Source organism: Rhizobium sp. J15 (assembly GCF_002531825.1).
GTDB lineage: Bacteria > Pseudomonadota > Alphaproteobacteria > Rhizobiales > Rhizobiaceae > Rhizobium.
In genome coordinates this window covers 17412-44145 of sequence record NZ_NWSX01000017.1, presented here as the reverse complement: position 1 = coordinate 44145, position 26734 = coordinate 17412, and the positions used below count along the sequence as shown (strand labels likewise).

Annotated in this window: 26 protein-coding genes; 17 read left to right on the top strand and 9 right to left on the bottom strand. The window is 62.7% G+C overall.

What is annotated here, in order from left to right:
- Positions 1-23 precede the first annotated feature (23 nt).
- The 9 genes from CO670_RS16720 (at position 24) to CO670_RS16680 (ending at position 9377) form a co-directional block, all read left to right on the top strand.
- Positions 24-821, top strand: a complete 798-nt coding sequence (locus CO670_RS16720) for a 1-acyl-sn-glycerol-3-phosphate acyltransferase (protein ID WP_097591268.1) — start codon at positions 24-26, stop codon at positions 819-821.
- Positions 822-870: 49 nt separating this feature from the next.
- Positions 871-2280, top strand: a complete 1410-nt coding sequence (gene miaB, locus CO670_RS16715; RefSeq protein ID WP_097591267.1) for a tRNA (N6-isopentenyl adenosine(37)-C2)-methylthiotransferase MiaB — start codon at positions 871-873, stop codon at positions 2278-2280.
- An 18-nt stretch (positions 2281-2298) separates the two neighbouring features.
- Positions 2299-3351 carry a PhoH family protein gene (locus tag CO670_RS16710; RefSeq protein ID WP_097591266.1) on the top strand — a complete coding sequence of 351 codons (1053 nt, stop codon included), beginning with the start codon at positions 2299-2301 and terminating at the stop codon, positions 3349-3351.
- A complete protein-coding gene (ybeY, locus tag CO670_RS16705) occupies positions 3351-3866 on the top strand; it encodes an rRNA maturation RNase YbeY (protein ID WP_097591265.1) in 516 nt (171 codons plus the stop codon). Before CO670_RS16710 ends, ybeY begins: the two co-directional genes overlap by 1 nt.
- Entirely contained in the window at positions 3863-5005 is a 1143-nt protein-coding gene (locus CO670_RS16700; RefSeq protein WP_097591264.1) for a hemolysin family protein, read from the top strand. Before ybeY ends, CO670_RS16700 begins: the two co-directional genes overlap by 4 nt.
- A gap of 66 nt (positions 5006-5071) precedes the next feature.
- A complete protein-coding gene (gene lnt / locus CO670_RS16695; protein WP_097591263.1) occupies positions 5072-6676 on the top strand; it encodes an apolipoprotein N-acyltransferase in 1605 nt (534 codons plus the stop codon).
- 151 nt (positions 6677-6827) lie between these two features.
- Entirely contained in the window at positions 6828-7247 is a 420-nt protein-coding gene (locus tag CO670_RS16690; RefSeq protein WP_088676617.1) for a helix-turn-helix domain-containing protein, read from the top strand.
- 178 nt (positions 7248-7425) lie between these two features.
- A complete protein-coding gene (gene metK, locus CO670_RS16685) occupies positions 7426-8679 on the top strand; it encodes a methionine adenosyltransferase (protein WP_088676616.1) in 1254 nt (417 codons plus the stop codon).
- The gene (locus CO670_RS16680; RefSeq protein WP_097591262.1) at positions 8676-9377 is read left to right on the top strand and encodes a tRNA (guanosine(46)-N(7))-methyltransferase TrmB; all 702 of its coding nucleotides are present in this window, start codon (positions 8676-8678) and stop codon (positions 9375-9377) included. The genes metK and CO670_RS16680 overlap by 4 nt, the downstream gene beginning before the upstream one ends.
- A gap of 309 nt (positions 9378-9686) precedes the next feature.
- Here the strand turns inward: CO670_RS16680 and CO670_RS16675 are convergent, their stop codons facing one another.
- Both CO670_RS16675 and CO670_RS16670 read right to left on the bottom strand, forming a co-directional pair.
- Entirely contained in the window at positions 9687-9944 is a 258-nt protein-coding gene (locus CO670_RS16675; protein WP_088684489.1) for a DUF1150 family protein, read from the bottom strand.
- A gap of 49 nt (positions 9945-9993) precedes the next feature.
- Complete coding sequence (locus tag CO670_RS16670; protein ID WP_097591261.1) at positions 9994-10419, bottom strand: Hsp20 family protein; 426 nt, start codon at positions 10417-10419, stop codon at positions 9994-9996.
- 272 nt (positions 10420-10691) lie between these two features.
- Between CO670_RS16670 and CO670_RS16665 the strand changes: the two genes are divergently transcribed.
- The gene (locus CO670_RS16665) at positions 10692-11636 is read left to right on the top strand and encodes a nucleoside hydrolase (protein WP_097591318.1); all 945 of its coding nucleotides are present in this window, start codon (positions 10692-10694) and stop codon (positions 11634-11636) included.
- Between the two features lie 42 nt (positions 11637-11678).
- On the opposite strand, the gene grpE is transcribed toward CO670_RS16665, so the two are convergent.
- Both grpE and hrcA read right to left on the bottom strand, forming a co-directional pair.
- Positions 11679-12314: a nucleotide exchange factor GrpE gene (grpE, locus tag CO670_RS16660; protein WP_097591260.1), complete on the bottom strand. Its 636-nt coding sequence runs from the start codon at positions 12312-12314 to the stop codon at positions 11679-11681.
- A 111-nt stretch (positions 12315-12425) separates the two neighbouring features.
- Complete coding sequence (gene hrcA, locus CO670_RS16655; protein WP_097591259.1) at positions 12426-13514, bottom strand: heat-inducible transcriptional repressor HrcA; 1089 nt, start codon at positions 13512-13514, stop codon at positions 12426-12428.
- Between the two features lie 125 nt (positions 13515-13639).
- Between hrcA and rph the strand changes: the two genes are divergently transcribed.
- The 4 genes from rph to hemW are packed head-to-tail and all read left to right on the top strand — an operon-like array spanning position 13640 to position 16638.
- The gene (gene rph / locus CO670_RS16650; RefSeq protein WP_097591258.1) at positions 13640-14359 is read left to right on the top strand and encodes a ribonuclease PH; all 720 of its coding nucleotides are present in this window, start codon (positions 13640-13642) and stop codon (positions 14357-14359) included.
- Positions 14356-14781, top strand: coding sequence for a VOC family protein (locus CO670_RS16645; protein ID WP_097591257.1), 426 nt, complete (start codon positions 14356-14358; stop codon positions 14779-14781). The genes rph and CO670_RS16645 overlap by 4 nt, the downstream gene beginning before the upstream one ends.
- Positions 14782-15426 (top strand): RdgB/HAM1 family non-canonical purine NTP pyrophosphatase, encoded by a 645-nt coding sequence (gene rdgB, locus CO670_RS16640; protein ID WP_097591256.1) that lies wholly within the window; start codon positions 14782-14784, stop codon positions 15424-15426.
- 9 nt (positions 15427-15435) lie between these two features.
- Entirely contained in the window at positions 15436-16638 is a 1203-nt protein-coding gene (gene hemW, locus CO670_RS16635) for a radical SAM family heme chaperone HemW (protein ID WP_097591255.1), read from the top strand.
- Positions 16639-16701: 63 nt separating this feature from the next.
- Here the strand turns inward: hemW and CO670_RS16630 are convergent, their stop codons facing one another.
- The 5 genes from CO670_RS16630 to mutM all read right to left on the bottom strand — a co-directional run bounded on the left by CO670_RS16630 (position 16702) and on the right by mutM (position 22498).
- The gene (locus CO670_RS16630; protein WP_097591254.1) at positions 16702-17784 is read right to left on the bottom strand and encodes a saccharopine dehydrogenase C-terminal domain-containing protein; all 1083 of its coding nucleotides are present in this window, start codon (positions 17782-17784) and stop codon (positions 16702-16704) included.
- A 163-nt stretch (positions 17785-17947) separates the two neighbouring features.
- A complete protein-coding gene (gene dnaA, locus CO670_RS16625) occupies positions 17948-19498 on the bottom strand; it encodes a chromosomal replication initiator protein DnaA (RefSeq protein WP_097591317.1) in 1551 nt (516 codons plus the stop codon).
- An 842-nt stretch (positions 19499-20340) separates the two neighbouring features.
- The gene (gene rpsT / locus CO670_RS16620; RefSeq protein ID WP_008524652.1) at positions 20341-20619 is read right to left on the bottom strand and encodes a 30S ribosomal protein S20; all 279 of its coding nucleotides are present in this window, start codon (positions 20617-20619) and stop codon (positions 20341-20343) included.
- 191 nt (positions 20620-20810) lie between these two features.
- Positions 20811-21584, bottom strand: a complete 774-nt coding sequence (locus tag CO670_RS16615; protein ID WP_097591253.1) for an enoyl-CoA hydratase — start codon at positions 21582-21584, stop codon at positions 20811-20813.
- A gap of 23 nt (positions 21585-21607) precedes the next feature.
- Positions 21608-22498, bottom strand: a complete 891-nt coding sequence (gene mutM / locus CO670_RS16610; RefSeq protein WP_097591252.1) for a bifunctional DNA-formamidopyrimidine glycosylase/DNA-(apurinic or apyrimidinic site) lyase — start codon at positions 22496-22498, stop codon at positions 21608-21610.
- Positions 22499-22648: 150 nt separating this feature from the next.
- Between mutM and ubiE the strand changes: the two genes are divergently transcribed.
- From ubiE to CO670_RS16595, 3 genes are all read left to right on the top strand, one after another.
- Positions 22649-23425, top strand: coding sequence for a bifunctional demethylmenaquinone methyltransferase/2-methoxy-6-polyprenyl-1,4-benzoquinol methylase UbiE (gene ubiE, locus CO670_RS16605; protein ID WP_097591316.1), 777 nt, complete (start codon positions 22649-22651; stop codon positions 23423-23425).
- A 48-nt stretch (positions 23426-23473) separates the two neighbouring features.
- Positions 23474-25048, top strand: coding sequence for a 2-polyprenylphenol 6-hydroxylase (gene ubiB / locus CO670_RS16600; RefSeq protein WP_097591251.1), 1575 nt, complete (start codon positions 23474-23476; stop codon positions 25046-25048).
- Positions 25049-25138: 90 nt separating this feature from the next.
- Entirely contained in the window at positions 25139-26725 is a 1587-nt protein-coding gene (locus CO670_RS16595) for an aromatic amino acid lyase (RefSeq protein WP_097591250.1), read from the top strand.
- Positions 26726-26734: the final 9 nt, after the last annotated feature.

Genomic DNA, 26734 nt, shown 5'->3' with positions numbered 1-26734 from the left:
ATGGCAGCCCGGGAGAGTGGCATTTGATCGCCTGGCTGCGCATCGCCCTCGCCGCGGTCGTCATCCTCGTCGTCAGCATCGCGCTTATGCCGCTGCAGCTGCTGGCCCTGCGCTTCGACTGGCGGCTGCGCCGTTGGCTTCCGCGCATCTGGCACCGCATCGTTTGCTATTGCCTCGGCATCCGCATCCGTGTGAGCGGAAGGCTGGAAGATCGCCGACCGCTGATGCTCTGTTCCAATCACTCCTCCTGGATGGATATCATGGTGATGTCGGCCGTCGCCGACGTCGCCTTCATCGCCAAGATCGAGGTGGCCGACTGGCCGATCTTCGGCACGCTCGCCAAGCTGCAGAAAAGCGTCTTCGTCGTGCGCGAGGAAAGGCGCAAGACCGGCCATCAGGCCAATGAGATCGCCGGGCGCATGGCCGACGGCGAGATCATCGTGCTCTTCCCCGAGGGCACGACGTCGGACGGCAACCGGCTGCTGGACGTCAAGTCCTCGCTGTTCGGCGCCGCCGCGATGGCCGTGCCCGCTTCGCCGACGGGCACCGTCGTGGTGCAGCCGGTGGCCATCGCCTATACCAAGGTGCACGGCATCGCCATGGGGCGCTATCATAGGCCGCTCGCCGCCTGGCCGGGCGATATCGAGCTCCTGCCGCATCTCATCGACATCGTCAGATGCGGCGCCATCGATGCCGAGGTTTGCTTCGGCGAGGCGGTGGAATATCGCGCCGACACCAACCGCAAGGAGGTGAGCGCGACGATCGCCCTGCGCATCCGCAACCTGCTCAACACCTGCCTGCGCGGGCGCGAAATTTCCTGAAGCAAGATTTCGATTTTCTCAGGCCGCAAAAACCACTAAATAGCCGGGCATGACACAGGACAGCGCCCTTCTTCCGGCCCCGGAGCAGACACTTCGCGATGGCTCCAACAGCCGCAAGGTCTTCATCAAGACCTATGGCTGCCAGATGAACGTCTACGATTCCACACGCATGAGCGATGCCCTCGCCCGCGACGGTTACGAGCCGACGGAAGACATGGAAGAGGCGGACCTCGTTCTCCTCAACACCTGCCATATCAGAGAAAAGGCCGCTGAGAAGGTCTATTCGGCGCTCGGCCGGCTGCGCGAGATGAAAAAGAAGAAGGCGGCGGACGGCCGGGAGATGATGATCGGCGTGGCCGGCTGCGTCGCCCAGGCCGAAGGCGAGGAGATCCTGCGCCGGGCGCCCGCCGTCGATGTCGTCATCGGCCCGCAGACCTATCATCGCCTGCCGGAAGCGCTGCGCCAGGCCAAGGAGGGCCGCCGCGTCGTCGATACGGAATATGCGATCGAGGACAAGTTCGAGCATCTGCCGATCGCCGAAAGCCGAAAGATCCGCGCCCGCGGCGTCACTGCCTTCCTGACGGTGCAGGAAGGCTGCGACAAGTTCTGCACCTTCTGCGTCGTGCCCTATACGCGCGGTTCGGAAGTGTCGCGGCCGGTTTCCCAGATCGTCGAGGAAGCCGAAAAGCTGGTCGAGGGCGGCGTGCGCGAGATCACCCTGCTCGGGCAGAACGTCAATGCCTGGCACGGTGCCGGGCCGCGCGGCGAGGCCTGGAGCCTCGGCGACCTGCTCTACCGCCTCGCCGAGATCCCCGGCCTTGCGCGGCTGCGTTATACCACGAGCCATCCGCGCGACATGGACGACCGGCTGATCGAGGCCCATCGCGACCTGAGGGCGCTGATGCCCTACCTGCACCTGCCGGTGCAATCTGGCTCGGACCGTATCCTGAAGGCGATGAACCGGCGCCACACGGCAGCGGAATATCTGACGCTGATCGAGCGCATCCGCACGGTGCGGCCCGACATCGCGCTGTCGGGCGATTTCATTACCGGCTTTCCGGGGGAGACAGACGCGGATTTTGAGGATACACTGAGACTTGTGGAGGAGGTGCGCTACGCGCAGGCCTTCTCGTTCAAATACTCGACTCGGCCGGGCACACCCGGTGCGGAACTGAAGGACCAGGTGCCGGAAGAAACCAAGGCAGAACGGCTGGAACGCCTGCAAGCGCTTCTCCTGAAGCAGCAGCAGGAATTTGCCGAATCCTGCATCGGCAAGGAGATCGATCTGCTGCTCGAAAAGCCCGGCCGCATGGCCGGCCAGCTCATCGGACGTTCTCCGTGGCTTCAATCCGTGAATGTTGATGCAAAAGCATCGCAAATCGGTGACATTATCAAAGTGCGAATCACCGGAACCGGAACCAACAGCCTGTTTGCCGAACGCGCAGAGGCTGCGGTTTAACCCAAGGAGCCCGACCGCTTGAACGGACAAGAATTGGTTTCTTCTTCACCGCGCCACCCCCGCACGCCGAGCGACACCAATCACTTCGTCCTGACGTTCGAGAACAATCGGTTCGCCAGCGAGCTCTTTGGCCAGTTCGACCAGAATCTCAAGCTGCTCGAAGAGCGGCTCAACATCGATGCGCGGGCGCGCGGCAATTCCGTCGTCATATCGGGTGACGTCGTGGCCACCAACCAGGCGCGGCGCACGCTCGATTATCTCTATGAAAAGCTTCAGAAGGGCGGCAGCGTGGAACGATCCGACGTCGAGGGCGCAATCCGCATGGCGGTCGCCGCCGACGATCAGCTCAGCCTTCCCACAATGGAGCGCAAGGCCAAGCTGACCATGGCGCAGATTTCCACCCGCAAGAAGACGATCATCGCGCGCACACCGACGCAGGACGCCTATATCCGGGCGCTGGAGCGCGCCGAGCTCGTCTTCGGCGTCGGTCCTGCCGGCACCGGCAAGACTTATCTCGCCGTCGCGCACGCCGCCCAGCTTCTGGAGCGCGGCGCGGTCGAAAAGATCATCCTGTCGCGTCCGGCGGTCGAAGCCGGCGAGCGCCTCGGCTTCCTGCCGGGCGACATGAAGGAAAAGGTCGATCCCTATCTCCGCCCGCTCTATGACGCGCTCTACGACATGATCCCCGCCGACAAGGTCGACCGGGCGATCACTGCCGGCGTCATCGAAATCGCGCCGCTCGCCTTCATGCGCGGCCGCACGCTCGCCAACGCCGCCATCATCCTCGACGAAGCGCAGAACACCACGTCGATGCAGATGAAGATGTTCCTGACGCGTCTCGGCGAAAACGCGCGCATGATCGTGACCGGCGACCCGAGTCAGATCGACTTGCCGCGCGGCGTCAAATCCGGCCTGGTCGAGGCCCTGCAGCTTCTGAACGGCGTCGAGGGCATCTCGATCGTGCGCTTCAAGGATACCGACGTCGTGCGTCATCCGCTGGTCGGGCGCATCGTCAGGGCCTATGATTCCACCTATGCCGTCGACGCTGAAGACGTCAGCCGGCAGGACTAATGGCCGAACTCGACATCCAGATCAGCGTCGAGGACATCGGCTGGCCCGGGGAGGAAACGCTGCTGTCGTTCTGCGACCGCGTTCTCGGGGCCGCAGCGGTCTATTTGCGTGACAGCGAGAAGCAGCCCTTTCCGCAGATGCCGCCCGAGGTTTCCCTGGTTTTTACCGACGATGCCTCGATCCAGGACATCAATGCGGAATGGCGCGGCAAGGACAAGGCGACCAACGTGCTGTCCTTCCCGGCCTTTCCGGTTCAGCCCGGCAAGATGCCGGGTCCGATGCTCGGCGACATCATCATCGCCCGCGAGACCGTGGAACGGGAGGCTCAGGAGCTCGAAAAGAGTTTCGACGACCACCTGACGCATCTTCTGGTCCATGGTTTCTTGCATCTTCTCGGCTACGACCATATGAATAGTGACGAAGCCGAAATTATGGAGGGGTTGGAGACTCGCATTTTGGCGCAGCTCGGCCTATCTGATCCTTACGAGGGTCAAGACCTTAAAATGGAACCATGAGCGACTTTACGACGAAGCCGGCGGCAGACGCCAAGGACTCCGAGCCATCCTCTTCCTCAGACGAGGCGGGCAGTAGTAGTCGGCCATCCGGCCGACCCCAATCCTTCTGGTCGCGCGCCGCGCGCATTCTCCGCCCGCAACAGGGTTCGCGGCTGCGCGAAGATCTTGCCGACGCGCTGATGACCGATGCGGCCGGCGACGACGCCTTTTCGCCCGACGAGCGGGCGATGCTGCACAACATCCTGCGCTTTCGCGAAGTGCGCGTCGCCGACGTGATGGTGCCGCGCGCCGATATCGAGGCGGTGGACCAGAACATCACCATCGGCGAACTGATGATCCTCTTCGAGGAATCCGGACGCTCGCGCATGCCCGTCTATGCCGACACGCTCGATGATCCGCGCGGCATGGTGCATATCCGCGACCTGCTCTCCTATGTCGCCAAGCAGGCGCGCAACAAGCGCCGCGGATCGGCCAAACCCGCCGCCGCGCCGGCGATCGAGGTCGCGCCGGAAAACATCCAGAAGCCGTCGCGCTCGGCCAAGCCGAATTTCGATCTCGCCCGCGTCGATCTGCAGAAGACGCTGGCCGAAGCCGGCATCATCCGCAAGATCCTGTTCGTGCCGCCGTCGATGCTGGCCTCCGACCTGCTTCGCCGCATGCAGGTGAACCGTACCCAGATGGCGCTCGTCATCGACGAATATGGCGGCACCGACGGGCTCGCCTCGCATGAGGACATCGTCGAAATGGTGGTCGGCGACATCGACGACGAGCATGACGACGAAGAGGTGATGTTCAAGCGCGTCGCCGAAGACGTCTTCGTCGCCGATGCCCGCGTCGAACTGGAAGAGATCGCCGAAGCGATCGGACCGGATTTCGATATCAGCGAGCAGGTCGACGAGGTCGATACGCTGGGCGGCCTGATCTTCTCCGCCCTGGGCCGCATCCCGGTTCGCGGCGAAGTCGTCCAGGCGCTCCCGAACTTCGAGTTCCACATTCTCGATGCCGATCCACGCCGCATCAAGCGGCTGCGCATCACCCGCAAGCGCCACGCCATCCGCCGCCGCGCCAAGGCGGACGGCGATATCGGCCCCGGTTCCGAGGTCGGCGACGACAGGCCGGCCGAATCGACTGCCAACTGACAGGACAAAGAGCCGCTTTTTTGAAAGACTGCGGATGGGTTGATTCGCGGCTTGATGGGAGTGCGCATGGAGCGGCTTGCGGACAGGGTTATCCTCGTCTGGGGGTTCAAACGGTCGTTGCTGGCCGTCTTCGCCGGGGCATTCGCCGTGCTGGCGCTGCCGCCCTTCGGCTTCTTCGCGGCGATGTTCTTGTCCTTCACGCTGCTCGTCTGGCTGATCGACGGGGCAGCGGCTTCGCCTGAAAGCAGCCTCGTCGGCAGGCTATGGCCGGCGTTCACCGTCGGCTGGCTGTTCGGCTTCGGCTATTTCGTCGCCGGTCTCTGGTGGCTCGCCCACGCGCTGCTCGTCGATTCGGACGAGTTCGCCTGGGCGCTGCCGCTCGCCATCCTCGGCCTGCCGGCCTGTCTTGCGATCTTTTACGGCCTGGCGACCGCGCTTGCCCGCATCTTCTGGTCTGACGGCCTGGGGCGGATCGCCGCGCTTGCGGCAGCCTTCGGCCTCCTGGAATGGCTTCGCAGCACGATCCTCACCGGCTTCCCCTGGAACGCCGTCGGCTACGGGATGATGCCCGTTCCGCTGATGATGCAGTCGGCGCATGTGGTCGGGGCGATGGGGGTGACGGCCCTTGCCGTCTTCGTCTTTTCCGCCCCTGCCCTTGCCGGAACGCGGCAAGGCGCGCTGCCGGGTATCGCGCTCGCCGTGGTGCTGTTCGGTGCCCATCTCGGTTACGGCGCCTATGCCCTTTATCTCGCGCCGCGGCCGCAACCCCTGCCCGAGGACAAGCGGCCGGTGGTACGGCTGGTGCAGCCTGATATCGACCAGGCGGCGAAGATGGACAACGACGCCGACCGCAACGCAATTTTCGAAACGCATCTGAAGCTTTCGGCCGCAGCCCCTCAGAATGGCGGGCGCAAGCCTGACATTATCGTCTGGCCGGAAACCTCGATCCCGTTCATCCTGACCGACAATCAGGATGCGCTGACCCGGATCGCCGATACGCTCGACGACAACCAGATCCTGATCGCCGGCGCGGTGCGCGCCGAGGAGATGGGGCCGGGCACGCCGGTGCGCTACTACAATTCCATCTACGTGATCGACGGGCGCGGCCAGATCATCGCCGCCTCCGACAAGGTGCATCTGGTGCCCTTCGGCGAATATCTGCCTTTCGAGGACCTGCTCACCGAATTCGGCATCCAGAACGTCGTCGAAATACCCGGAGGATTTTCGGCTGCCGCCACCCGGCATCTGCTGGCGCTGCCCGGCGGCCTCAATCTCTACCCGCTGATCTGCTACGAGATCATTTTTCCCGGCGAAATGACCGGCGACATAAAAGACGCGAACGCGCTCCTCAATATCACCAACGATGCCTGGTTCGGCATCACGCCCGGCCCCTATCAGCATTTCCAGCAGGCGCGGGTACGCGCGATCGAGACCGGCCTGCCGCTGATTCGCGACGCCAACAACGGCATTTCGGCCCTGGTGAACGCGCATGGAGAAATCATCGCCGGCCTCGATCTTGGTGAGAGCGGCTTTATTGATGCAACTGTTGATGGGCTCGGCAATGGGTTCGGAACAACATTCCCCCATCAAACATACTTCTGGTTGATTGAGGCGCTGTTGATTTTGATTGCACTAATTTCACGCGCAGGTTTTATTTCAGGGTTGAATTGACCAAAAACCCCTAAAATTGCATAGTAGCGTCAATCGGCGTTCTTAACGTATGTTAATCGGTGGGTTCCCACCGCTTACAACGTGGCGTTTTGGGATGGATCAGGGGCATGCCGGTTAGAAACAGGTTGAAATTCGTAGCTAGGGCACGACCATGATTGAAAACAAGAAGAAGCCGAATCCGATCGACATCCATGTCGGCAGCCGCATTCGCCTTCGCCGCACGATGCTGGGCATGAGCCAGGAAAAGCTTGGCGAGAGCCTGGGCATCACCTTCCAGCAGATTCAGAAATACGAAAAAGGCACCAACCGCGTCGGCGCAAGCCGCCTGCAGAACATTTCGAGCATTCTCAATGTTCCGGTGTCCTTCTTCTTCGAGGATGCGCCGGGCGAACATTCCGGCGCCATCGGCGGCATGGCCGAAGCTTCCAGCTCGAATTACGTCGTCGATTTCCTCTCCTCCTCGGAAGGCCTGCAGCTCAATCGCGCCTTCGTGAAGATTTCCGACCCCAAGGTTCGCCGCAAGGTCGTGGAGCTGGTGAAGGCGCTGGCCGCCGAAGCCGACTCCGACTGAGCCATCGCCATTGCCGAAATTCGAAAAGCGGTCGAAAGGCCGCTTTTTTGCTGTTTTGGGGCAAACTTTGTCACTTTGCCGCAGATATAAAGATATATTTATGTCGTTGTACGCTTGTCATCAGCGCGTGAACTGAGTACCTACTAGCTAGCTTTTGTTCTTTGAGGGGAATCCCGGAATGCGCGCGAATTATCTCTTTACCAGCGAATCTGTTGCCGAAGGTCATCCGGACAAGGTGTGTGACCGCATCTCCGACGAGATCGTCGACCTGGTCTACCGCGAAGCGGCCAAAACAGGCGTCAATCCCTGGGGCGTGCGCATTGCCTGCGAGACGCTGGCAACGACCAACCGCGTCGTCATCGCCGGCGAAGTCCGCCTGCCGCCGAGCCTGATGAAGAAGGACAAGGACGGCAAGGACGTCATCAACCCGTCCAAGTTCAAGGCCGCCGCCCGCCGCGCCATCAAGGATATCGGCTACGAGCAGGACGGCTTCCACTGGAAGAAGGCGAAGATCGACGTGCTGCTGCACTCGCAGTCGGCCGACATCGCCCAGGGCGTCGACAGCGCCGCCGACCAGCAGGGCGACGAGGGTGCCGGCGACCAGGGCATCATGTTCGGCTACGCCTGCAAGGAAACACCGGACCTGATGCCGGCCCCGATCTACTACTCCCACAAGATCCTGCAGCTGCTTGCGGTCGCCCGCAAGAAGGGCGATGGCGAAGTCGCCAAGCTCGGCCCGGACGCCAAGAGCCAGGTGACCGTGCGCTACGTCGACGGCAAGCCGTCGGAAGTGACGTCGATCGTGCTTTCGACCCAGCATCTCGACGACAGCTGGGATTCCAAGAAGGTCCGCGCCGTCGTCGAGCCCTATATCCGCGAAGCGCTCGGCGAACTGAAGATCGCTGAAGACTGCAAGTGGTACATCAACCCGACCGGCAAGTTCGTCATCGGCGGTCCGGACGGCGACGCCGGCCTCACCGGCCGAAAGATCATCGTCGACACCTACGGCGGTGCGGCTCCGCATGGCGGCGGCGCATTCTCCGGCAAGGACACGACCAAGGTCGACCGTTCGGCCGCCTATGCCGCTCGCTACCTCGCCAAGAACGTCGTCGCCGCCAGCCTAGCCGACCGCTGCACGATCCAGCTCTCCTACGCGATCGGCGTCGCTCAGCCGCTGTCGATCTATGTCGACCTGCACGGCACCGGCAAGGGCGTTTCGGAAGACCAGATCGAAGCCGCGATCCGTGAGAACATGGACCTGTCGCCGTCGGGCATCCGCCGTCACCTCGACCTCAACAAGCCGATCTATGCCAAGACCTCGGCCTACGGCCATTTCGGCCGAAAGGCCGGCCGCGACGGCTCGTTCTCCTGGGAGCGCACGGACCTCGTGAAGGCACTCAAGGAAGCCGTCAAGACCAAGGCTGCTGCATGACGGATATGGAACGCCGGGGCCGGGCGACCGAAGCCTTCTTCGGTCGCCGCAAGGGTAAGGCCCTGCGCGAACAGCAGGCCGAGACGTTAAACAGCCTGCTGCCGGCATTCCTCATCGATCTCTCGGCGGCTCCACCGGGGCCGCTGACTTCGCTTTTTCCGGTTCCGGTCAAGACATTGCGGCTGGAAATCGGTTTCGGCGGCGGCGAGCATCTGATGCACCGCGCGCTCGAGACGCCGTCCACCGGTTTCATCGGCGTCGAACCTTTCGTCAATTCCATGCAGAAGCTGCTTGCGCGCGTCGGCCAGACGGGCGCGCGAAACATCCGCGTCTATAATGACGACGCGACGCAACTGCTTGACTGGCTGCCCGACGCGTCGCTCGACCAGATTGATCTGCTCTATCCCGACCCCTGGCCGAAGCGGAAGCACTGGAAACGGCGCTTCGTCTCGAAGACCAATCTCGACCGCTTTCACCGCGTGCTGAAGCCCGGCGGCCTTTTCTGCTTTGCCTCCGACATCGACACCTATGTGAACTGGACGCTGCTCAAATGCCGCGACCACGGCGGCTTCGACTGGCTGGCCGAAAATGCCGCGGACTGGCTGACGCCTTACCAGGGCTGGCCGAGCACCCGCTACGAGGCCAAGGCGCGGCGCGAGGGCCGGTCTTCAGCCTATCTGACGTTCAGGAAGGTCTGAGGCTCAGGGAAGTTCGGCGAAGGGCGCTCATGAAAGGCATGCCGTGGGGCCCCCTCATCCGGCCCTGCGGGCCACCTTCTCCCCGCTGGGGAGAAGAGGGAGAATGCCGCTTCGCCATCGCCTCCGTTGGACGGAGTGTCTTTAAGCGGAAAGGTTCGTTTGGCCAGTGTCGGCTCGCCTTGCTTCCTCTTCTCCCTAGCGGGGAGAAGGTGGCCCGAAGGGTCGGATGAGGGGGGCCACGGGCACGACACCAACGGCGAGCAGCCTATCTTGAGGCAGCGTCGCGATAATTAAGCACCTCTTCGACAGTCAGTGCAGGCTGACCGTCTTCAGTTCATCCTCGGCAGCCTTGAAGAAGGTGCTGGAGCGGTTGTCCGTCAAGAGGATTGGCGTGCCGTCGGCGCCGAAGAGTGCCCAGAGATCGACGTTCGGATCGATATCCGGCGCCTCGGGAAAGCACTTGGCGACCTCTTCGGTGCGCATCTTTCTGATATAGGCGACCTCGCCGTTGCCGATATGGGCAAGCTCGGACTTGGTCAGACGAGACGTGGCTTCTTTCATCAACATTCCTGTTCCTCCCGAGAGAAGGGACCAACGGTTTTTGGAAACCGTTGTGCTACTGTGAGACCGAAATGTTAATTTTCTTGACCATGCGCGCGGGTTCCGGACGAATTAGATCGACGGAGAGCAAGCCGTTCTTCAGGCCGGCGCCCAAGACCTGCATGCCGTCTGCCAGTACGAAGGTACGCTGGAACTGCCGGGAAGCAATGCCGCGATAGAGATAGTCCCGCTCGCCCTGCTCCGCCTGGCGGCCGCGGATCACAAGCTGGTTTTCCTCGGTGGAAACGTCGAGTTCCTCCTCGCTGAAACCGGCAACGGCAAGGGTGATGCGCAGGCGCTCGGGCGCGCCGCTATCGGCGGCGATTCGTTCGATATTGTAGGGCGGATAACCGTCGCTCGCCTTGGAAATGCGCTCCAGCGTCTTTTCCATAGCATCGAAGCCCAGAAGCAGCGGGCTGGCGAAAGGGGTAATGCGGCTCATCTGTTTTCAAGTCCTTGACGCAAGCGACCATCCCGGACCTTATACGCAGCATCCGGATGGCGCTAATATGGGGACAGGATCCCGGCCCTGCAAGGCGCAGGCGAGATGTCGGCGCCGCCCCTTCGATTTAGGCTGCGCGGCGGCCTCCTTGCTTGACAAAATGCGGGCTGCCTCGCATCAAAACGTGCCCGCACGGATGTGCTGATTTGTGACGGGAGATGAATAAAATGGTGCATGCGGAAACAGAGCGCCGCGAGGATGGGACGATCGGAATGGCAAACGTGAGAAAAATCATCATCGACACGGATCCCGGCCAGGACGATGCAGCCGCCATCATGCTTGCCTTCGGCAGCCCCGAAGAGCTGGAGGTGCTCGGCATCACGACGGTTGCCGGCAACGTGCCGCTTCCGCTCACCAGCCGCAACGCGCGCATCGTCTGCGAACTCTGCGGCCGGCCGGAGACGAAGGTCTTCGCCGGCGCCGACAGGCCGATCGCCCGCAAGCTGGTGACGGCAGAGCATGTGCACGGCAAGACCGGCCTCGACGGCCCCGAACTCGACGAACCGACGATGGCGCTGCAGCCCGGCCATTCCGTCGATTTCATCATCGAGACGCTGCGCCGCGAGCCTGAAGGCAGCGTGACGCTCTGCACGCTCGGGCCGCTCACCAATATCGGCATGGCCTTCCAGAAGGCGCCCGACATCATTCCGCGTATCCGCGAGCTGGTGACGATGGGCGGCGGCTTCTTCGAAGGCGGCAACATCACACCGGCCGCCGAATTCAACATCTACGTCGATCCTGAGGCGGCCGACATCGTCTTCCGCTCCGGCGTTCCGATCGTGATGATGCCGCTCGACGTGACGCATCAGCTGCTGACCCGCAAGGACCGGGTGAAGCGCATGGCCGAGATCGGCACGGCGCCGGCCAAGGCGATGGTCGAGATGCTGGAATTCTTCGAGCGCTTCGATATCGAGAAATACGGTTCCGACGGCGGGCCGCTGCACGACCCCACCGTTATCGCCTACCTCTTGAAGCCGGAGCTTTTCAAAGGGCGGCATTGCAATGTCGAGATCGAGATCCAGTCCGAACTCACCGTCGGCATGACCGTGGTCGACTGGTGGCATGTGACCGAGCGCAAACGCAATGCGACGGTTATGCGCTTCGTCGATGCGGACGGCTTCTTCGATCTGCTGACCGAACGCTTCGCCCGCATCTGACTTTTTCGGCTTTCCTTCCCTATCGGAGGGAAGGAAAGAAACTCAGGCGTCCTTCTCGTCGAAGACGGAATTGGCTTCGGCTTCGACCGGCTTCGGGCCGCCCTTGGCGACGCCGACCATGGCCGGGCGCAGCACGCGCTCGCCGATGGTGAAACCTGCCTGCACGACCTGGACGACGGTGTTGTTCGGCACTTCGGGGTTCGGCACTTCGAACATCGCCTGATGGAAATTGGGATCGAACTTCTGGCCGACCGGCTCCAGCTTGCGCACACCATGGCGCTCAAGCGCCGAGAGCATGGAGCGCTCGGTCATATCCACGCCTTCGATCAGCGTGGTCAGGCCGGCATCGGCTGTGGCCTTGGCCTCCGGCGAGATCGCATCCAGCGCCCGGCGCAGATTGTCGGAAACGGCGAGCATGTCGCGCGCAAAGCCGGCGACGGAATAGGACTTGGCGTCCTTGACCTCGCGCTCGGTGCGGCGCCGCAGATTGTCCATCTCGGCGGCAAGGCGCAGATAGCGGTCGCGCAGCTCGGCATTCTCGGCCTTCAGAAGCTCGAGCGGATCCGGCTGCTTTGCCTCCTCCTGCCCGGCATTATCAATCTCGACGTTGGCGGCGGCGTCGGCTGCGGCATCGGCCGCAGTTGCGTCAGGTCCGTTTTTCGTCGTTTCATCGGTCATGACGGTCTCCGGTTGGTGTCTTCAGATGCGCCCGATATCGAGGTTTGACCGGAAAAAATCAAGTCTGCGTGACGAAGAAGAGAAGATTCCGTATCTTCGGCGGCGACAGCTTCAAAGCGGATTGCGCGAAAGGCGGGAGACGAGCTGGGCGGTATAATCCACCATCGGCACGATGCGCGAATAATTGAGCCGCGTCGGGCCGATAACGCCGACGGCGCCGACGATCCGGTCATCCTCGTCACGATAGGGCGCGACGATGAGCGACGAGCCGGACAGCGAGAAGAGTTTGTTTTCCGAGCCGATGAAGATGCGCACGCCCGAACCGCTTTCGGCCAGATTGAGAAGCTCGATCAGGCTGTCCTTCTTTTCCAGATCGTCGAACAGCATGCGCAGCCGGTCGATATCCTCGGCGCCGGCAAGGCCTTCGAGCAGATTGGCGCGGCCGCGGATGATGAGTTGGGCGGGCTTCCCCTCATCAGGGCTGCCGGCCCAGACGGCGATGCCGCGCTCGACGAGATCGCGCGACAAGGCATCGAGTTCGTGACGGACATCATCCTTCAAACGGCTCAATTGCTTGCGCAGCTCCGGCAGGGTCTGACCGGACATATGGGCATTGAGGAAATTCGCCGCTTCCGTCAATTGCGAGGAGGTAACGCCCGCCGGCAGCTCGATGATGCGGTTTTCCACCTGGTCGTGATCGCCGACGAGCACGGCGAGCGCCTTGGTCGGCTCGAGCCGGATGAACTCGACATGTTTCAGCACCGGATCGCTTTTCGAGGTGATGACGAGGCCGGCGCCGCGCGAAATGCCCGACAGCATGCGGCTTGCCTCGTTCATCATCGATTCCAGAGGATTGCCGCCGGCTTCGCCCCGGACCTGCCGGTCGATATTGGCGCGGTCCTCTGCGGAGAGATCGCCGACCTGCATGAAGGCGTCGACGAAGAAGCGCAGGCCGATCTGGGTCGGCAGCCGGCCGGCGCTGACATGCGGCGAATAGATCAGCCCGAGCTCTTCGAGATCGCTCATGACGTTGCGCACCGAGGCCGGCGAGAGCGACATCGGCAGAAGGCGCGACAGATTGCGCGAGCCGAGCGGCTCGCCGCTTTCCAGATAGCCTTCGACGATGCGGCGGAAAATTTCCCTGGAGCGCTCGTCCAATGCAGCAACGGCATCCGAAACCGACGTCGACCTGATGCCCATGAACCTCTCGAACCCACGCTGATGATGCTCTCGAAAATATAGTCAAACTCGCACCCGTGGCAAAAGGGAATTTGCAAATGGGCGCGGCCAATCGTAGAAGCGGTCAACAACTCCAGGAGATAAGAATGCGGCCTTCAGGCAGAAAAACCGACCAGATGCGCAAGGTCTCGTTCGAGCGCAACTTTTCCAAGCATGCGGAAGGCTCCTGCCTGGTGAAATTCGGCGATACGCACGTGCTCTGCACGGCAAGCCTCGAAGAAAAGACGCCGCCGTGGCTGCGCAATACCGGCAAGGGCTGGGTCACGGCCGAATATGGCATGCTGCCGCGGGCGACGGGCGAGCGGATGAAGCGCGAGGCGGCGGCCGGCAAGCAAGGCGGGCGCACCCAGGAAATCCAGCGACTGATCGGCCGCTCGCTGCGCGCCGTCGTCGATCTGCAGGCGCTCGGCGAAAGACAGATCACGCTCGACTGCGACGTCATCCAGGCCGACGGCGGCACACGGACGGCCTCGATCACCGGCGGTTGGATCGCGCTTTACGACTGCCTGAAATGGATGGAAAGCCGCAACATGATCAAGGTCGACCGGGTCCTGAAGGATCATGTCGCCGCCATCTCCTGCGGCGTTTTCGCCAGCCAGCCGGTCATCGATCTCGATTATCTCGAGGATTCCTCGGCCGAGACCGATGCGAACTTCGTGATGACGGGCGCCGGCGGGATCGTCGAGATCCAGGGCACGGCTGAAGGCGCGCCCTTCAGCGAAGAGGAATTCACCTCGCTGATGCATCTTGCCAAGAACGGCATCGGCGAACTCGTCGCCCTGCAGAAAGAGGCCATTGCGGGATGAACCCCATGCTGGAAGGCATGTTGGAAACGGCGCTCTACGCGCGTGATCTCGATCAGGCCGAGGCGTTCTACGAGAACGTTCTCGGGCTCGAAAAGATCACCCGTGCCGCCAACCGGCATGTCTTCTTCCGCTGCGGGCTGGGCGTTCTCCTGATCTTCAATCCCGAGGAAACGGTAAAGCCGCCGGCGCCCGATGCGCTGCAGGTGCCGCCGCACGGCACATCAGGCCAGGGCCATGCCTGCTTCAGGGTGTCCGGCCGCAATATCGATGCCATGGCCGAACGGTTGCGAGCCGCCGGCGTGGCGATCGAATCCGAGGTGCATTGGCCGAATGGCGGCCGCTCGATCTATTTCCGCGATCCAGCCGGCAACAGCCTGGAATGCGCTGAGGCTAAAATCTGGGGCATCGAACAGGATAACTGAATGCGCAAGCTCGAAACGAAGACCATCGTCGTCGCCAGCCACAATGCCGGCAAGATCCGCGAGATCCAGGAACTGATCGGACCGCTCGGCTTCACCGCCAAATCGGCCGCCGAGCTGAATTTCGTCGAGCCCGACGAAACCGGCACCAGCTTCGAGGAGAATGCAACGATCAAGGCGGTCGCCTCGGCCAAATCAGCCGGTATGCCGGCGCTGTCGGACGATTCCGGGCTGATGGTCGATGCGCTTGGCGGCGATCCCGGTGTCTATACCGCCAATTGGGCGGAGAAGCCCGACGGCACGCGCGATTTCGACATGGCGATGGCCAAGGTGGAAAAGGCGCTGCAGGATGCCGGCGCGAAGACGCCCGAACAGCGCAAGGCGCGTTTCGTCAGCGTGCTTTGCCTCGCCTGGCCTGACGGCCATACGGAACTGTTCCGCGGCGAGGTGGAAGGCAATGTCGTCTGGCCGCCGCGCGGCACTCAGGGCTTCGGCTATGATCCGGTCTTCCAGCCGGAGGGTTACGGCGTTACCTTCGGCGAGATGAGCGGCGAGGAAAAGCACGGCTGGAACGTCGGCAAGCCGCAGGCGCTGTCGCACCGGGCGCGCGCCTTCAAGCTCTTCGTCGAAACCTGCCTGGAGGCATAAGGTCTGTTCGTGGGCAATTTCGATACGCCAAGCCTCTCGCGCGATGCGGCGCTCTTGCCCGATACCGGCGAGCCCGGCTTCGGCGTCTACGTGCATTGGCCCTTCTGCGCGGCGAAGTGTCCCTACTGCGACTTCAACAGCCATGTGCGCCACCAGCCGGTGGATCAGGAGCGCTTTACATCGGCCTTCCTGAGGGAGACGGCGGCAGTCAGGGCGATGAGCGGGCCGAAGACGGTGACGAGCATCTTCCTCGGCGGCGGCACACCCTCGCTGATGAAGCCGGAAACCGTCGACGCCATACTCGACGGCATTGCACGGCACTGGCATGTGCCTGCCGGCATCGAGATCACCATGGAGGCGAACCCTTCGAGCGTCGAAGCGGAACGCTTCCGCGGCTACCGCGCCGCCGGCGTCAACCGCGTCTCGCTCGGCGTGCAGGCGCTTGATGATCGCGACCTCAAGTTCCTCGGGCGGCTGCATGACGTCGCCGACGCTCTGAAGGCGATCCGGCTGGCGCGCGACATCTTCCCGCGCATGTCCTTCGACCTCATCTATGCCCGGCCGGAGCAGACGGTCGAGGAATGGGAGAAGGAGCTGAAGGAAGCCATCTCCTATGCGGTCGATCATCTTTCGCTCTATCAGCTGACCATCGAGGAAGGCACGCCCTTCTACGGCCTGCACAAGGCGGGCAAGCTGATCGTGCCGGATGGTGAGCAATCGGCGCTGCTCTACGAGGCAACGCAGGAGATTACGGCGCGCGAAGGAATGCCGGCCTATGAGGTCTCCAACCATGCGCGGCCGGGTGCTGAAAGCCGGCACAACCTGACCTACTGGCGTTACGGCGATTATGCCGGCATTGGCCCCGGCGCGCACGGCCGGCTGACGCGTGGGCCTGAGAAGATCGCAACCGCCACCGAGCGCAAGCCGGAGGCCTGGCTCGAGATGGTTGAGCGCGACGGCAACGGCATTCTCGACCAGGAACGCCTCGGCTACGAAGAACAGGCCGACGAGCTGCTATTGATGGGGCTGCGGCTGCGGGAGGGGGTCGACCTTTCGCGCTGGCAGCAGCTTTCGGGACGCGAGCTCGATCCGAAACGCGAAGAATTCCTGCTCGAACACAAATTCGTCGAGCGGATCGGCAATTCCCGCCTGCGCTGCACGCCATCCGGCATGCTGATCCTCGACTCGGTCGTCGCCGACCTCGCCTGCTGAGGCTCCCGCAACGGGTTTATTCCGGCGCGGCAGCGATATCGCTGCCGCGCCGAAAAGCATTTCTCAGCCGTGATTGGTGGCGCCGGCCTTGAAGAGGCTGCCGGTCGGCGTCTTCAGGAACATCTCCAGCGGAATGTGCTCCTGGTGCAGGAAGCCGGTCGCAGGCAGCAGGCCGTCGCGGACCATCTCGATGACAGCGACGACGGAGGCCGAGGTCGTCCAGGCAATGGCCGTACGGCGCGCGCCGGCGATCTCGATCGGGTAATAGGCGCGCACGAATTCCTTGCGGCGCAGGCTGCCGTTCTCCGTGCCCTCGGCGGCGACATGCACATAGACCACATCGTCTTCAACAGGCGGCTTGGCATTGGTCAGGATCTCGCCGGCGAGCTTGCGCTTGTCGCGCATCAGCAGCTCATGGAAGAAGAAGTTCATCAGCTCCATATGGCCGGGATAACGCATGGTCTTGTAATCGAGATTGTCGATCTTGCCGAGCATGGTGTCGCACATGGTGCCGAGGCCGCCCGAGGTCGTGAAGGCTTCGAGCTTGACGCCGCCGACATAGACGGTCTCGTGCCATTCCATCGGCGAGACGAGCTTGCGCACGCCGCCCTCGATGACCTCGCAATCGTTCAGATATTCGTTGACGACGCCTTCCGGCGACCAGTTGAAGGCGTAGCCGAGAAGACCTGTGGGATGCTGCGGCAGAGCGCCGACGCGCATGCGGATCGAACGGCAGCGATCGAAACCGTCGGCAAGGCTTGAGCCGACGATGCCGACGAAACCGGGCGCCAGGCCGCATTGCGGCGCCATCAGGCCGCGGGCCGTCTTCGACAGCTCGATGATGAAATTGGTCGTGGGAACGTCTTCCGTCAGATCGAAATAATGGATGCCGGCAAGATGCGCGGCGCGCGCCAGCTCGATGTTCAGATGATAGGGCAGGCAAGACAGCACCGCCTCGACATTCGACAGCAGCGCACCGATCACCTGAGGGTCGGAGATATCACCGGCACGGCACTTGAAAGGGAGCTCGCCCGAAGGCAGTTGCGCGTCGACGCCGATGACCTCGAAGCCGCCTTCATGCAAAAGCGTTGCCGCCAGCCGCCCGACCTTGCCCAGGCCGAGAACGGCAATCTTTCTGAAACTCATGCATATCCTCCCACGCGCCCGTTTCGGCGCTTTCGTTTTTCTCCGATGCGCGCCGCTCCAAATCGGACATGCACGGGATGGGCGGAGGTATAGAATAAAAAGCTTATAAAGGAAAACGGCCGGAATCGCTCCCGGCCGTCGAATTTCCTCGAAAATCCACCACTTATTCGTTGATCAGCCGCTTCAGCAGCTCGATTTCGTGCGAAAGCTTGGTGTCTCCTGAAATCAGCTCCTCGATCTTGCGCACGGCATGCAGCACGGTCGTGTGATCACGCCCGCCGAAACGGCGGCCGATCTCGGGGAAGGAGCGCGGCGTCAGCGTCTTCGACAGATACATGGCGATCTGGCGCGGCTTGACGATGACGCGGGTGCGGCGGTTCGAGACCAGTTCCTGGCGCGAAACATTATAGTGCCGTGCGACGATGCGCTGGATATCCTCGATGCGCACGCGGCGCGGCTCACCGGAGCCGACAAGATGGGCGAGCAGCTCGTCCACACGCTCGATCGACAGGTTCGGCTCGAAGGAGCGGCGGAAGATCAGCTGGTTGAAGGCGCCTTCCAGCTCGCGGCCGCTGGCCGTGACGTTGCGGGCGACGTGCTGCAACAGATCGGCCGGAATTTCGAGCGACGGATCTTCGAGCCGGGCCGCGGCAAGGCGACGCTTGAGGATTTCGAGGCGCATCTCGTAATCGGGCGCGTCGAGTTCGATCGCCACACCGCCCTGTAGGCGCGAGCGGACGCGGGGATCGAGCGACTCCAGCTCCCAGGGCGCACGGTCGGCGGCGACAACCACCTGCTTGGCGCTGTCGAGCAGCATGTTCAGGAGATGGCAGAACTCGTGCTGGATCATCTTGCCCTGCAGGAACTGCATATCGTCGATGATCAGCAGGTCGATGTTGCGCAGCGAATCCTTCAGCGTCAGCGCATCATTGTCGCGGATCGCGGTCGCAAAGCGCCACATGAAATATTCGGCCGTCAAATAGACGACGCGCAGAGCCCGCGGGTTTTGAACCGCCGCGTTGGCGATCGCCTGCAGGAGGTGGGTCTTGCCGAGACCGACCGTCGAATGGACGAAGAGCGGGTTGAAGCGCACGGCGCCGGAACCGGCTTCCGCGATCGTCTTCGCCGCCGCAAGGGCGACCCGGTTCGAGCTGCCTTCGACGAAGGTCTCGAAGGTGAAACGGCTGTCGAGCGGCGAGCCGAAGAGCGGCGAGCCAAGGCTTGCGGGCCTTGCCGCGGCGACGGCCGAAACTGCCTGCTGGACGGCCTGACCGGCCGGCTGGGCGCTGACCGGGCGGCGCATCTGCGCGGGAGCGGCCGGCTCCGGCTGGACGACCTCGTCGGCAGCCTTCATGCCGCTGCGCGTTGCCGTGCGCACCAGGATTTCGACTTTGAGAATTTCCGCATCCTCGGCCTGGAACAGACCGGTGATGAGATCGAGATAACGATTGTTGATCCACGACTTCAGGAAGGTCGTGGGCACCGAGAGGCGAACCACGCTCTTCGATACCGAATGCAGCTTCAGCCTTGCAAACCAGCTGGCATAAACGTCTGGACCGACTTGAGCCTTCAAGCGCGCACTGACGCGCTCAAACAATACGCCTTGCTTCATTTCCGCCTTTGCTTCCCCCACTTCCAGGCGAATGGAGCCGAACGCCTGCGGTGCCGCATCCCCATTGTCGAGCCCGCCCGCCGTCATCGTATTCATGTGCATAATGCCGCCTTTCAATTCCACCGGGCGGCTTCCGCTAAAATAGCCGCCCGATCATTCCCCGCCTTGGCGGGCTGACGGCATCCTCATGAAGCCGCTCACCTGCCGGTTCACTCAAACACGGCGCAGAACACCGTTGCCGGCACCGCGTTCATGCGGCAACCTTCATCGGCCTTCCGTGCCAGGCTGGCGGTCAATCCTCGTTTTCGGCCGACCAGCCCGAACGCAATATTCCTTACCCCTATCCAACAGCCTCGCGTTAAACGTGTGGCTGCCCTAGGCACAAAACATCCCCGCTCCGTAACAGCCACGTTACGGCCCAAATCCGTCAAGTGCTTGAAAAAACGGAAGCGCAAAGGCTCCGTAACAAATGGCACAAACTTATCGCCCTGCCGACGTGGCAGTTAAGACCGAGCCTCTGCAGGTGATGTCCGCGCCCTTTGTTGGAAGCCATTTAGGCAGGATCAAAAGGCAAGATCAACGATGAATTTTACGCAAAATTAAGAAGCGGCCATTGACTCCGCCCGCCCTTTTCGGGCGTCACACCAGCGTCAAAAAAGAATCGCTTTTGAATCAAGGAGATTCCCCTTTCGGGCTATTTTGACACGCATGGAAAGAAAAAAAATAAAAATCTTCTTGACTCGCCCATGGTCCGGCAAGCTTTGGCCAGAGTCGCGCAGCACGAAAGCATCCTTGCGCAAGCCATTGATTTTAAACAACTTTTCCTGTCATGGCACTGACACGAAACGGTCGTGAGATTAACCATGAAAGAGCCGATCGGCGGAATCGAAAAAGCCCGGTAAAATTACCGGGCTAATCATAACGAGGTGGTCGTTAACGGAAGATTACGCGGTCGCGGAGACCGAAAGAGCCTTCACACGAGCGGCCAGGCGCGAGACCTTGCGGGATGCCGTGTTGGAGTGAAGTACGCCCTTGCTGGCGGCGCGGGCAAGCTCCGGCTGGGCGGCCAGGAAAGCGGCCTTCGCCTTGTCGGCGTCACCGGATGCGATAGCCTCTTCGACCTGGCGAACGAAAGTACGAACGCGCGAGCGACGAGCCTTATTGACGTCGGTACGGCGGGCGATCTTGCGGGTCGCTTTTTTCGCCGAAGTTGTATTGGCCATGGATGCCTCTCTCAAGAATTCGAACAAACTCCGCCATTACCGCGGGCCCTGCGGCCACCAAATCCAGCAATGCGGGAGCAATCGCGGAAAACCAGACCGGCTTTCCGAACCGTGGGCGGGCATATAACCCTAAAGCCGGCCCACGTCAACGCGGATTTTCAAGCTTTCCAGCCGGAAGCGCCGAAAAGCATTCAACGGTGCTTGAAAGCAGGTTTGCGCTTCTCGACGAAGGCCGCCATGCCCTCTTTCTGATCGTCCAGCGCAAAGAGACTATGGAACAGGCGGCGCTCGAACCGCAGTCCCTCCTCCAGCGTCACCTCGAAGGCGCGGTTCACCGCCTCCTTGGCCATCATCACCGAGGGCTGCGAAAGCGAGGCGATCTTTTCGGCCGCGGCCAGAGCCTCGTCGAGAAGGCGCTCGGGCGTCACCACACGCGAAACGAGTCCCGATCGTTCGGCCTCGGCCGCATCCATCATCCGGCCGGTCAGCACGAGATCCATCGCCTTCGCCTTGCCGACGGCGCGCGTCAGCCGCTGCGAGCCGCCCATGCCGGGAATGACGCCGAGGGTGATTTCCGGCTGGCCGAACTTGGCCGTCTCCGAGGCGATGATGAAATCGCACATCATGGCAAGCTCGCAGCCGCCGCCGAGCGCGAAACCGCTGACCGCGGCGATGACAGGCTTGCGGGCCTTGGCGATATCGTCCCAGCCGCTGATGAAGTCACTCTTATACATATCGGCGAACTGGAGCGACTGCATTTCCTTGATGTCGGCGCCGGCGGCAAAGGCGCGCTCGGAACCGGTGATGACGATGGCGCCGACCGCCTCGTCGGCGTGGAAGGCGGCATAGGCCTCCTTCAGTTCCTTCAGCACGGTGGAGTTCAGCGCGTTCAGCGCCTGTGGGCGGTTCAGCGTGACGAGGCCGACATTGCCTCGGGTTTCGACGATCAGGGTCTCATAGGCCATGCTGCTCTCCCGGTTTGTCACTCTTACTTCTGACAGGCGGCGCAATAGAAGGTCGAGCGCCCTGCCTGCACGATACGGGCGACCGTACCGCCGCAGCCCGGCGTGCCGCAAGCCTGACCTTCGCGATCGTAGACGGAGAAGGAATGCTGGAAATAGCCGAGCGATCCATCGGTCTGGATATGGTCGCGCAGCGACGATCCGCCGGCGGCGATCGCGTCGGCGATGACATCGCGGATCGAGGCGACGAGGAGGGCGAGCTTTTCCTTCGGCTTACCGCCTGCCGTTACCAGCGTGCCGGCGGCGCGGATCGGCGAAAGATGCGAACGCCATAGCGCTTCGCACACATATATATTGCCGAGCCCTGCGATGTTCTTCTGATCGAGGAGCGCGCTCTTGAGCGGCTGCGCCTTGTCGCGGAAGCGTTCGGCGAGGTAGGCGGCGCCGAGCTCGTTGCCCGTCGGCTCCGGCCCGAGATCGCGGAAGAAGGGATGGGCGCCAAGATCGGCGCGCCCGACTATATCCATGAAGCCGAAACGGCGCGGATCGTTATAGACGACGCGGCGCGGGCCGCCTTGCCCCTCCAGATGGAAGACGACGTGATCGTGCTTCTCGTCCTTGGAGCGGGCATGGTGGAATTCGCCCGGCGTCTCGGAAACCGCCCCTTCTTCGACGCGGAACGAGCCGGACATGCCGAGATGGGAAATCAGCGTGTTGCCGTCGTCGAGATCGACCAGCAGATATTTGGCGCGGCGGCCGAGGCCGACAATGGTGCGGCCGGAAACCCGTTCCGCCAAGGCATCGGGAAAGGGAAAACGCAGATCGCTCCGGCGCAGTTCCAGCCTTGCGACGCGAGCGCCCTCCATCGCCGGCGTCAGGCCGCGTTTGACCGTTTCGACTTCTGGCAATTCCGGCATCTTAACCCATCTATATCTAACGTGTTTCAACCCAGCACGATGTGCGCTATAGCGCCTGTGTGCCGCGGAGAGCGCGGCCCAGTGATAACGTCGCTCGCGGTCTTTCGCTATGGCCGCCGCGCCCGAATCTTGAAGGAATGGAGCAGCCTGATGTCAGAAAGCCGCACTTCCGCCGATGGCGGCATGGAGACCTCCTACGGCTTCCGCGAGGTGTCGGGCGGCGAGAAGCAGGGCCTGGTCAACCAGGTGTTCCACAAGGTCGCCAAGCGCTACGACATCATGAACGACGTCATGTCCATGGGCATGCACCGGGCCTGGAAGGATGCGATGATCGCAGCCCTCAACCCGCGCAGGGAGCCTGGCTACAAGGTTCTCGACGTTGCCGGCGGCACGGGCGACATCGCCTTCCGCATCGTCGAGGCCTCGGGCCGGCAGGCCCATGCGACCGTGCTCGACATCAACGGCTCGATGCTCGGCGTCGGCGCCGAGCGTGCGGAAAAGAAGAAGCTTTCCGGCAATCTCACCTTCGTCGAAGCCAATGCCGAGGAACTGCCCTTCGAGGCGGCGAGCTTCGACGCCTATACGATCGCCTTCGGCATCCGCAACGTGCCCCGGATCGACGTGGCGCTGTCGGAGGCCCATCGCGTGCTGAAGCGCGGCGGACGGCTGCTGGTGCTGGAATTTTCCGAGGTCGAGATGCCGCTTCTCGACAAGATCTATGACGCCTGGTCGTTCAACGCCATTCCGCAATTCGGCAAGGCGATCACCGGCGATGCCGAACCCTATCAATATCTCGTGGAATCGATCCGCAAATTCCCGAACCAGGAGAATTTCGCGGCAATGATCCGTCAGGCCGGCTTTTCGCGCGTCACCTACACCAATTATACCGGCGGCATCGCCGCACTGCATTCCGGCTGGAAGCTCTGAGGGAATGAGGGAAGAAAAGACAAACCTTCCTCGGCGGGGCATTCCGGCATGAGCACTTTCGGGGCCTATTTCCGCCTTTGGCGCGTCGGCTGGGTCCTCGTGCGCGAGGGCGTCGTCTCGGCGCTTCCTTCCGAAGGCTTGCCGCCTCCGGTGGCGCTCGCCAAATCCTGCGTCACGATTTTCGAGCGGAGCAAGGCGAGGCATCAGAAGCGCAGCGACCGGCTGGCACAGGCCGTCGAGCGGCTCGGGCCCTCCTATGTGAAGATCGGCCAGTTCCTGGCGACGCGGCCTGACGTGGTCGGCGTCGAATTCGCCAACGACCTGTCGCAGCTTCAGGACCGGATGGCCTTCTTCCCCCCTGCTGCCGCCAAGGCCAATATCGAGGCCTCGCTCGGGCGGCCGATCGACGAGCTTTATGCGAGCTTCGGCGATCCGATCGCCGCCGCTTCGATCGCACAGGTGCATCCGGCGGAAGTCGAAACGGCCGCGGGCCGCAAGAAGGTCGCCGTCAAGGTCGTGCGACCCGGCGTGCGCCAGCGTTTTGCCCATGACATCGAGGCCATGTACCTCGTTGCCCACATGCAGGAGCGTTTCCTGCCTTTCAGCCGGCGGCTGCGGCCGGTCGAGGTGACGAAGACACTGGAACAGACGACGAAGGTGGAGATGGATCTTCGCCTGGAGGCGGCCGCCCTTTCCGAGATCGCCGAGAATACCCAGGAAGATCCCGGCTTCCGCGTGCCGAAGGTCGACTGGGAGCGCACCGGGCGCGACGTCATCACCATGGAGTGGATCGACGGCACGAGAATGTCCGACGTCGAGGGCCTGCGCGCGGCGGGCCATGACCTCAACCTGCTCGCCGATACGCTGATCCAGTCGTTCCTGCGCCACACGCTGCGCGACGGCTTCTTCCATGCCGACATGCATCCGGGCAATCTCTTCGTCGATGCGGGCGGCATGATCGTCGCCGTCGACATGGGCATCGTCGGGCGGCTCGGCAAGAAGGAGCGGCGGTTCCTCGCCGAAATCCTCTATGGCTTCATCACCCGCGATTATGTCCGCGTGGCGGAGGTGCATTTCGAAGCGGGCTATGTGCCGGGTCACCACAATGTCGAGAGCTTCGCCCAGGCCATCCGGGCGATCGGCGAGCCGATCCATGGGCAGCCGGCCGAGACCATCTCGATGGGCAAGCTGCTGACGCTGCTGTTCGAAGTGACCGAACTTTTCGACATGGCGACGCGGCCGGAGCTCGTCATGCTGCAGAAGACCATGGTCGTGGTCGAGGGCGTGTCGCGCATGCTCAATCCGCGCTTCAATATGTGGAAGGCGTCAGAACCTGTGGTCGGCGATTGGATCCGCACCAATCTCGGCCCGAAGCGGATCGTCACCGACCTCAAGGACGGCCTGAAGGCGGCGGTGAAACTCGCCGAAGCCGCGCCCGAAATCGCGGCGAAAACGGAAAAATTCCACCACGAACTGCTGCATATGAGCGAGCACGGCCTGCGTTTCGACGCACAGACGGCCGAAGCGATCGGCAAGGCCGAGGCCCGCCACAACCGCTCGGCCAGGATCGCTCTCTGGGTCATCGCATTGACGCTTCTCTATATTGCCTGGATGCTGAGCTGACAGCCTGCCGGAAGCATGCTGTGTTCGGCATTTGGGATATCCCATGTGACGGAAGGCTCGCTTAGTCTCTGAAGTTAGGAGATACGGCATATGAAGCACGAACGCCCTGGCATCGAACTTTCCGGACGACCGCTCGGTTTTGCCGAGATGGTGACGATTGGTGCTGGCAAGGCGGCGATTTCGGCTTCGCCGACCGGCATGGCCCGCATCGCCATCGCCCGCGAGATCGTCGAGGATGCGATTGCTTCGGGCATGCCGGTCTACGGCTCGACGACGGGTGTCGGCGCCATGAAGGATGTGGAGTGGTCGGCCGACGAACTCGACACCTTCAATCTCGGCCTGGTGCGCGCCCATCATTTCGGCACCGGCACGCCCTTTTCCTGCAATGTCGTGCGCAACGCCATGGCGATCCGCGTCAATACGGCGCTGACCGGCCAAGTCGGCTGCACGCCGGAGCTGATCCAGGCCTATATCACGATGCTGGAAGCCGATCTCATTCCGGTGGTGCGCCGAACCGGCTCGATCGGCTGCGCCGATATCGGCCTGATGGGGCAGATCGGCGCGGTGCTGACCGGGGTCGGTGAAGCGGTCTATCGCGGCCAACGGATGCAGGCGGCCGACGCCTTCCGCGCGGCAGGACTGCAACCGGTGCGGATGGCCCCGCGCGACAGCCTCGCCTCGCTCAGCGTCAATGCGGTGAGCTTTGCCGCGGCGGCGGAAACGACGCGCAATGCCGCCGCCTCGATCCGCGTGCTACTGGCGACCGCGATGATGGCGGCCGGCGCGCTCGGCGCCTCCCGCGACCCCTGGAAGGCGGTCCGCCATGTCGGCACGGCGCGGGAGGCGCTGATCGGCGCCTGGCTCTGCAATGCGTCGGAGGACTGGAACTGGCCGGTCGCGACGCATGTGCAGGATCCGCTCAGCCTGCGCATGATCGCCCAGGTGTTCGGCGCGGTGATCGAAAACCTGCTGTCGACCGGCCACAAGATCCTTGCCGCCACCGGCCGCTCGGACGACAATCCCGTCGTGGTGGAAGGCCGGGTGATGACGTCGGGCGGATCGCTGCCGCTCGATGTGACGATCCTCTTGGAATCGGCGGCACTCTGCATGGCGCATGCGGCACGCAACGCTTTCAACCGCTGCGTCATTCTCGGCAACGGCCAACGGCGCGACCTGCCGGTCAACCTGGTGCCGCCGGGACGGATCGCCACCGGCTTCGGGCCGATCATCAAGCTTGCCGGCGAGATCTTCTCGCGCGTATTGTCGATGTCCAGCCCGGTTTCGGCGCAGTCGCTGGTGGTTGCGGCCGGCCTGGAGGACGAGGCCGCCTTCCTGCCGCTCGTCATCGAACGCTTCGAGCGACAGATGCAGGCGCTAAAGCGCCTCGCGGCTCTCGAAGCGCTGCTGTCTGCCCAGGCGATCGACATTCTGGGCGACGAGCCCAGGGGTGTTGCCGCCATGCTCTACGACGTCGTGCGCAAACATGCGGATTTCTACATCGTCGACCGGCCGCTTTCGGCGGAGGTGGAGGCGATCGAAGAGGAACTCGGCTCCGACGCCTTCCTTTCGAAACTGACGGAGCAGGTTCCGATCGCGTCCTTCGACGATTTCTTCGCGCTTAGCTCGCCCGAACATATCGAGGAGCGGCTCGCCCGGCACGAGCCGGCAGCAGTCTGATTTCAGCTG

What these genes read in the sequence shown, in the direction of transcription:
- miaB (WP_097591267.1), top strand. Translation starts at nt 871, where the DNA reads ATGACACAGGACAGCGCCCTTCTTCCGGCCCCGGAGCAGACACTTCGC.
- ybeY (WP_097591265.1), top strand. Translation starts at nt 3,351, where the DNA reads ATGGCCGAACTCGACATCCAGATCAGCGTCGAGGACATCGGCTGGCCC.
- CO670_RS16700 (WP_097591264.1), top strand. Translation starts at nt 3,863, where the DNA reads ATGAGCGACTTTACGACGAAGCCGGCGGCAGACGCCAAGGACTCCGAG.
- lnt (WP_097591263.1), top strand. Translation starts at nt 5,072, where the DNA reads ATGGAGCGGCTTGCGGACAGGGTTATCCTCGTCTGGGGGTTCAAACGG.
- CO670_RS16690 (WP_088676617.1), top strand. Translation starts at nt 6,828, where the DNA reads ATGATTGAAAACAAGAAGAAGCCGAATCCGATCGACATCCATGTCGGC.
- metK (WP_088676616.1), top strand. Translation starts at nt 7,426, where the DNA reads ATGCGCGCGAATTATCTCTTTACCAGCGAATCTGTTGCCGAAGGTCAT.
- CO670_RS16680 (WP_097591262.1), top strand. Translation starts at nt 8,676, where the DNA reads ATGACGGATATGGAACGCCGGGGCCGGGCGACCGAAGCCTTCTTCGGT.
- CO670_RS16675 (WP_088684489.1), bottom strand. Translation starts at nt 9,944, where the DNA reads ATGTTGATGAAAGAAGCCACGTCTCGTCTGACCAAGTCCGAGCTTGCC.
- CO670_RS16670 (WP_097591261.1), bottom strand. Translation starts at nt 10,419, where the DNA reads ATGAGCCGCATTACCCCTTTCGCCAGCCCGCTGCTTCTGGGCTTCGAT.
- CO670_RS16665 (WP_097591318.1), top strand. Translation starts at nt 10,692, where the DNA reads ATGGCAAACGTGAGAAAAATCATCATCGACACGGATCCCGGCCAGGAC.
- grpE (WP_097591260.1), bottom strand. Translation starts at nt 12,314, where the DNA reads ATGACCGATGAAACGACGAAAAACGGACCTGACGCAACTGCGGCCGAT.
- hrcA (WP_097591259.1), bottom strand. Translation starts at nt 13,514, where the DNA reads ATGGGCATCAGGTCGACGTCGGTTTCGGATGCCGTTGCTGCATTGGAC.
- rph (WP_097591258.1), top strand. Translation starts at nt 13,640, where the DNA reads ATGCGGCCTTCAGGCAGAAAAACCGACCAGATGCGCAAGGTCTCGTTC.
- CO670_RS16645 (WP_097591257.1), top strand. Translation starts at nt 14,356, where the DNA reads ATGAACCCCATGCTGGAAGGCATGTTGGAAACGGCGCTCTACGCGCGT.
- rdgB (WP_097591256.1), top strand. Translation starts at nt 14,782, where the DNA reads ATGCGCAAGCTCGAAACGAAGACCATCGTCGTCGCCAGCCACAATGCC.
- CO670_RS16630 (WP_097591254.1), bottom strand. Translation starts at nt 17,784, where the DNA reads ATGAGTTTCAGAAAGATTGCCGTTCTCGGCCTGGGCAAGGTCGGGCGG.
- dnaA (WP_097591317.1), bottom strand. Translation starts at nt 19,498, where the DNA reads ATGCACATGAATACGATGACGGCGGGCGGGCTCGACAATGGGGATGCG.
- rpsT (WP_008524652.1), bottom strand. Translation starts at nt 20,619, where the DNA reads ATGGCCAATACAACTTCGGCGAAAAAAGCGACCCGCAAGATCGCCCGC.
- CO670_RS16615 (WP_097591253.1), bottom strand. Translation starts at nt 21,584, where the DNA reads ATGGCCTATGAGACCCTGATCGTCGAAACCCGAGGCAATGTCGGCCTC.
- mutM (WP_097591252.1), bottom strand. Translation starts at nt 22,498, where the DNA reads ATGCCGGAATTGCCAGAAGTCGAAACGGTCAAACGCGGCCTGACGCCG.
- ubiE (WP_097591316.1), top strand. Translation starts at nt 22,649, where the DNA reads ATGTCAGAAAGCCGCACTTCCGCCGATGGCGGCATGGAGACCTCCTAC.
- ubiB (WP_097591251.1), top strand. Translation starts at nt 23,474, where the DNA reads ATGAGCACTTTCGGGGCCTATTTCCGCCTTTGGCGCGTCGGCTGGGTC.
- CO670_RS16595 (WP_097591250.1), top strand. Translation starts at nt 25,139, where the DNA reads ATGAAGCACGAACGCCCTGGCATCGAACTTTCCGGACGACCGCTCGGT.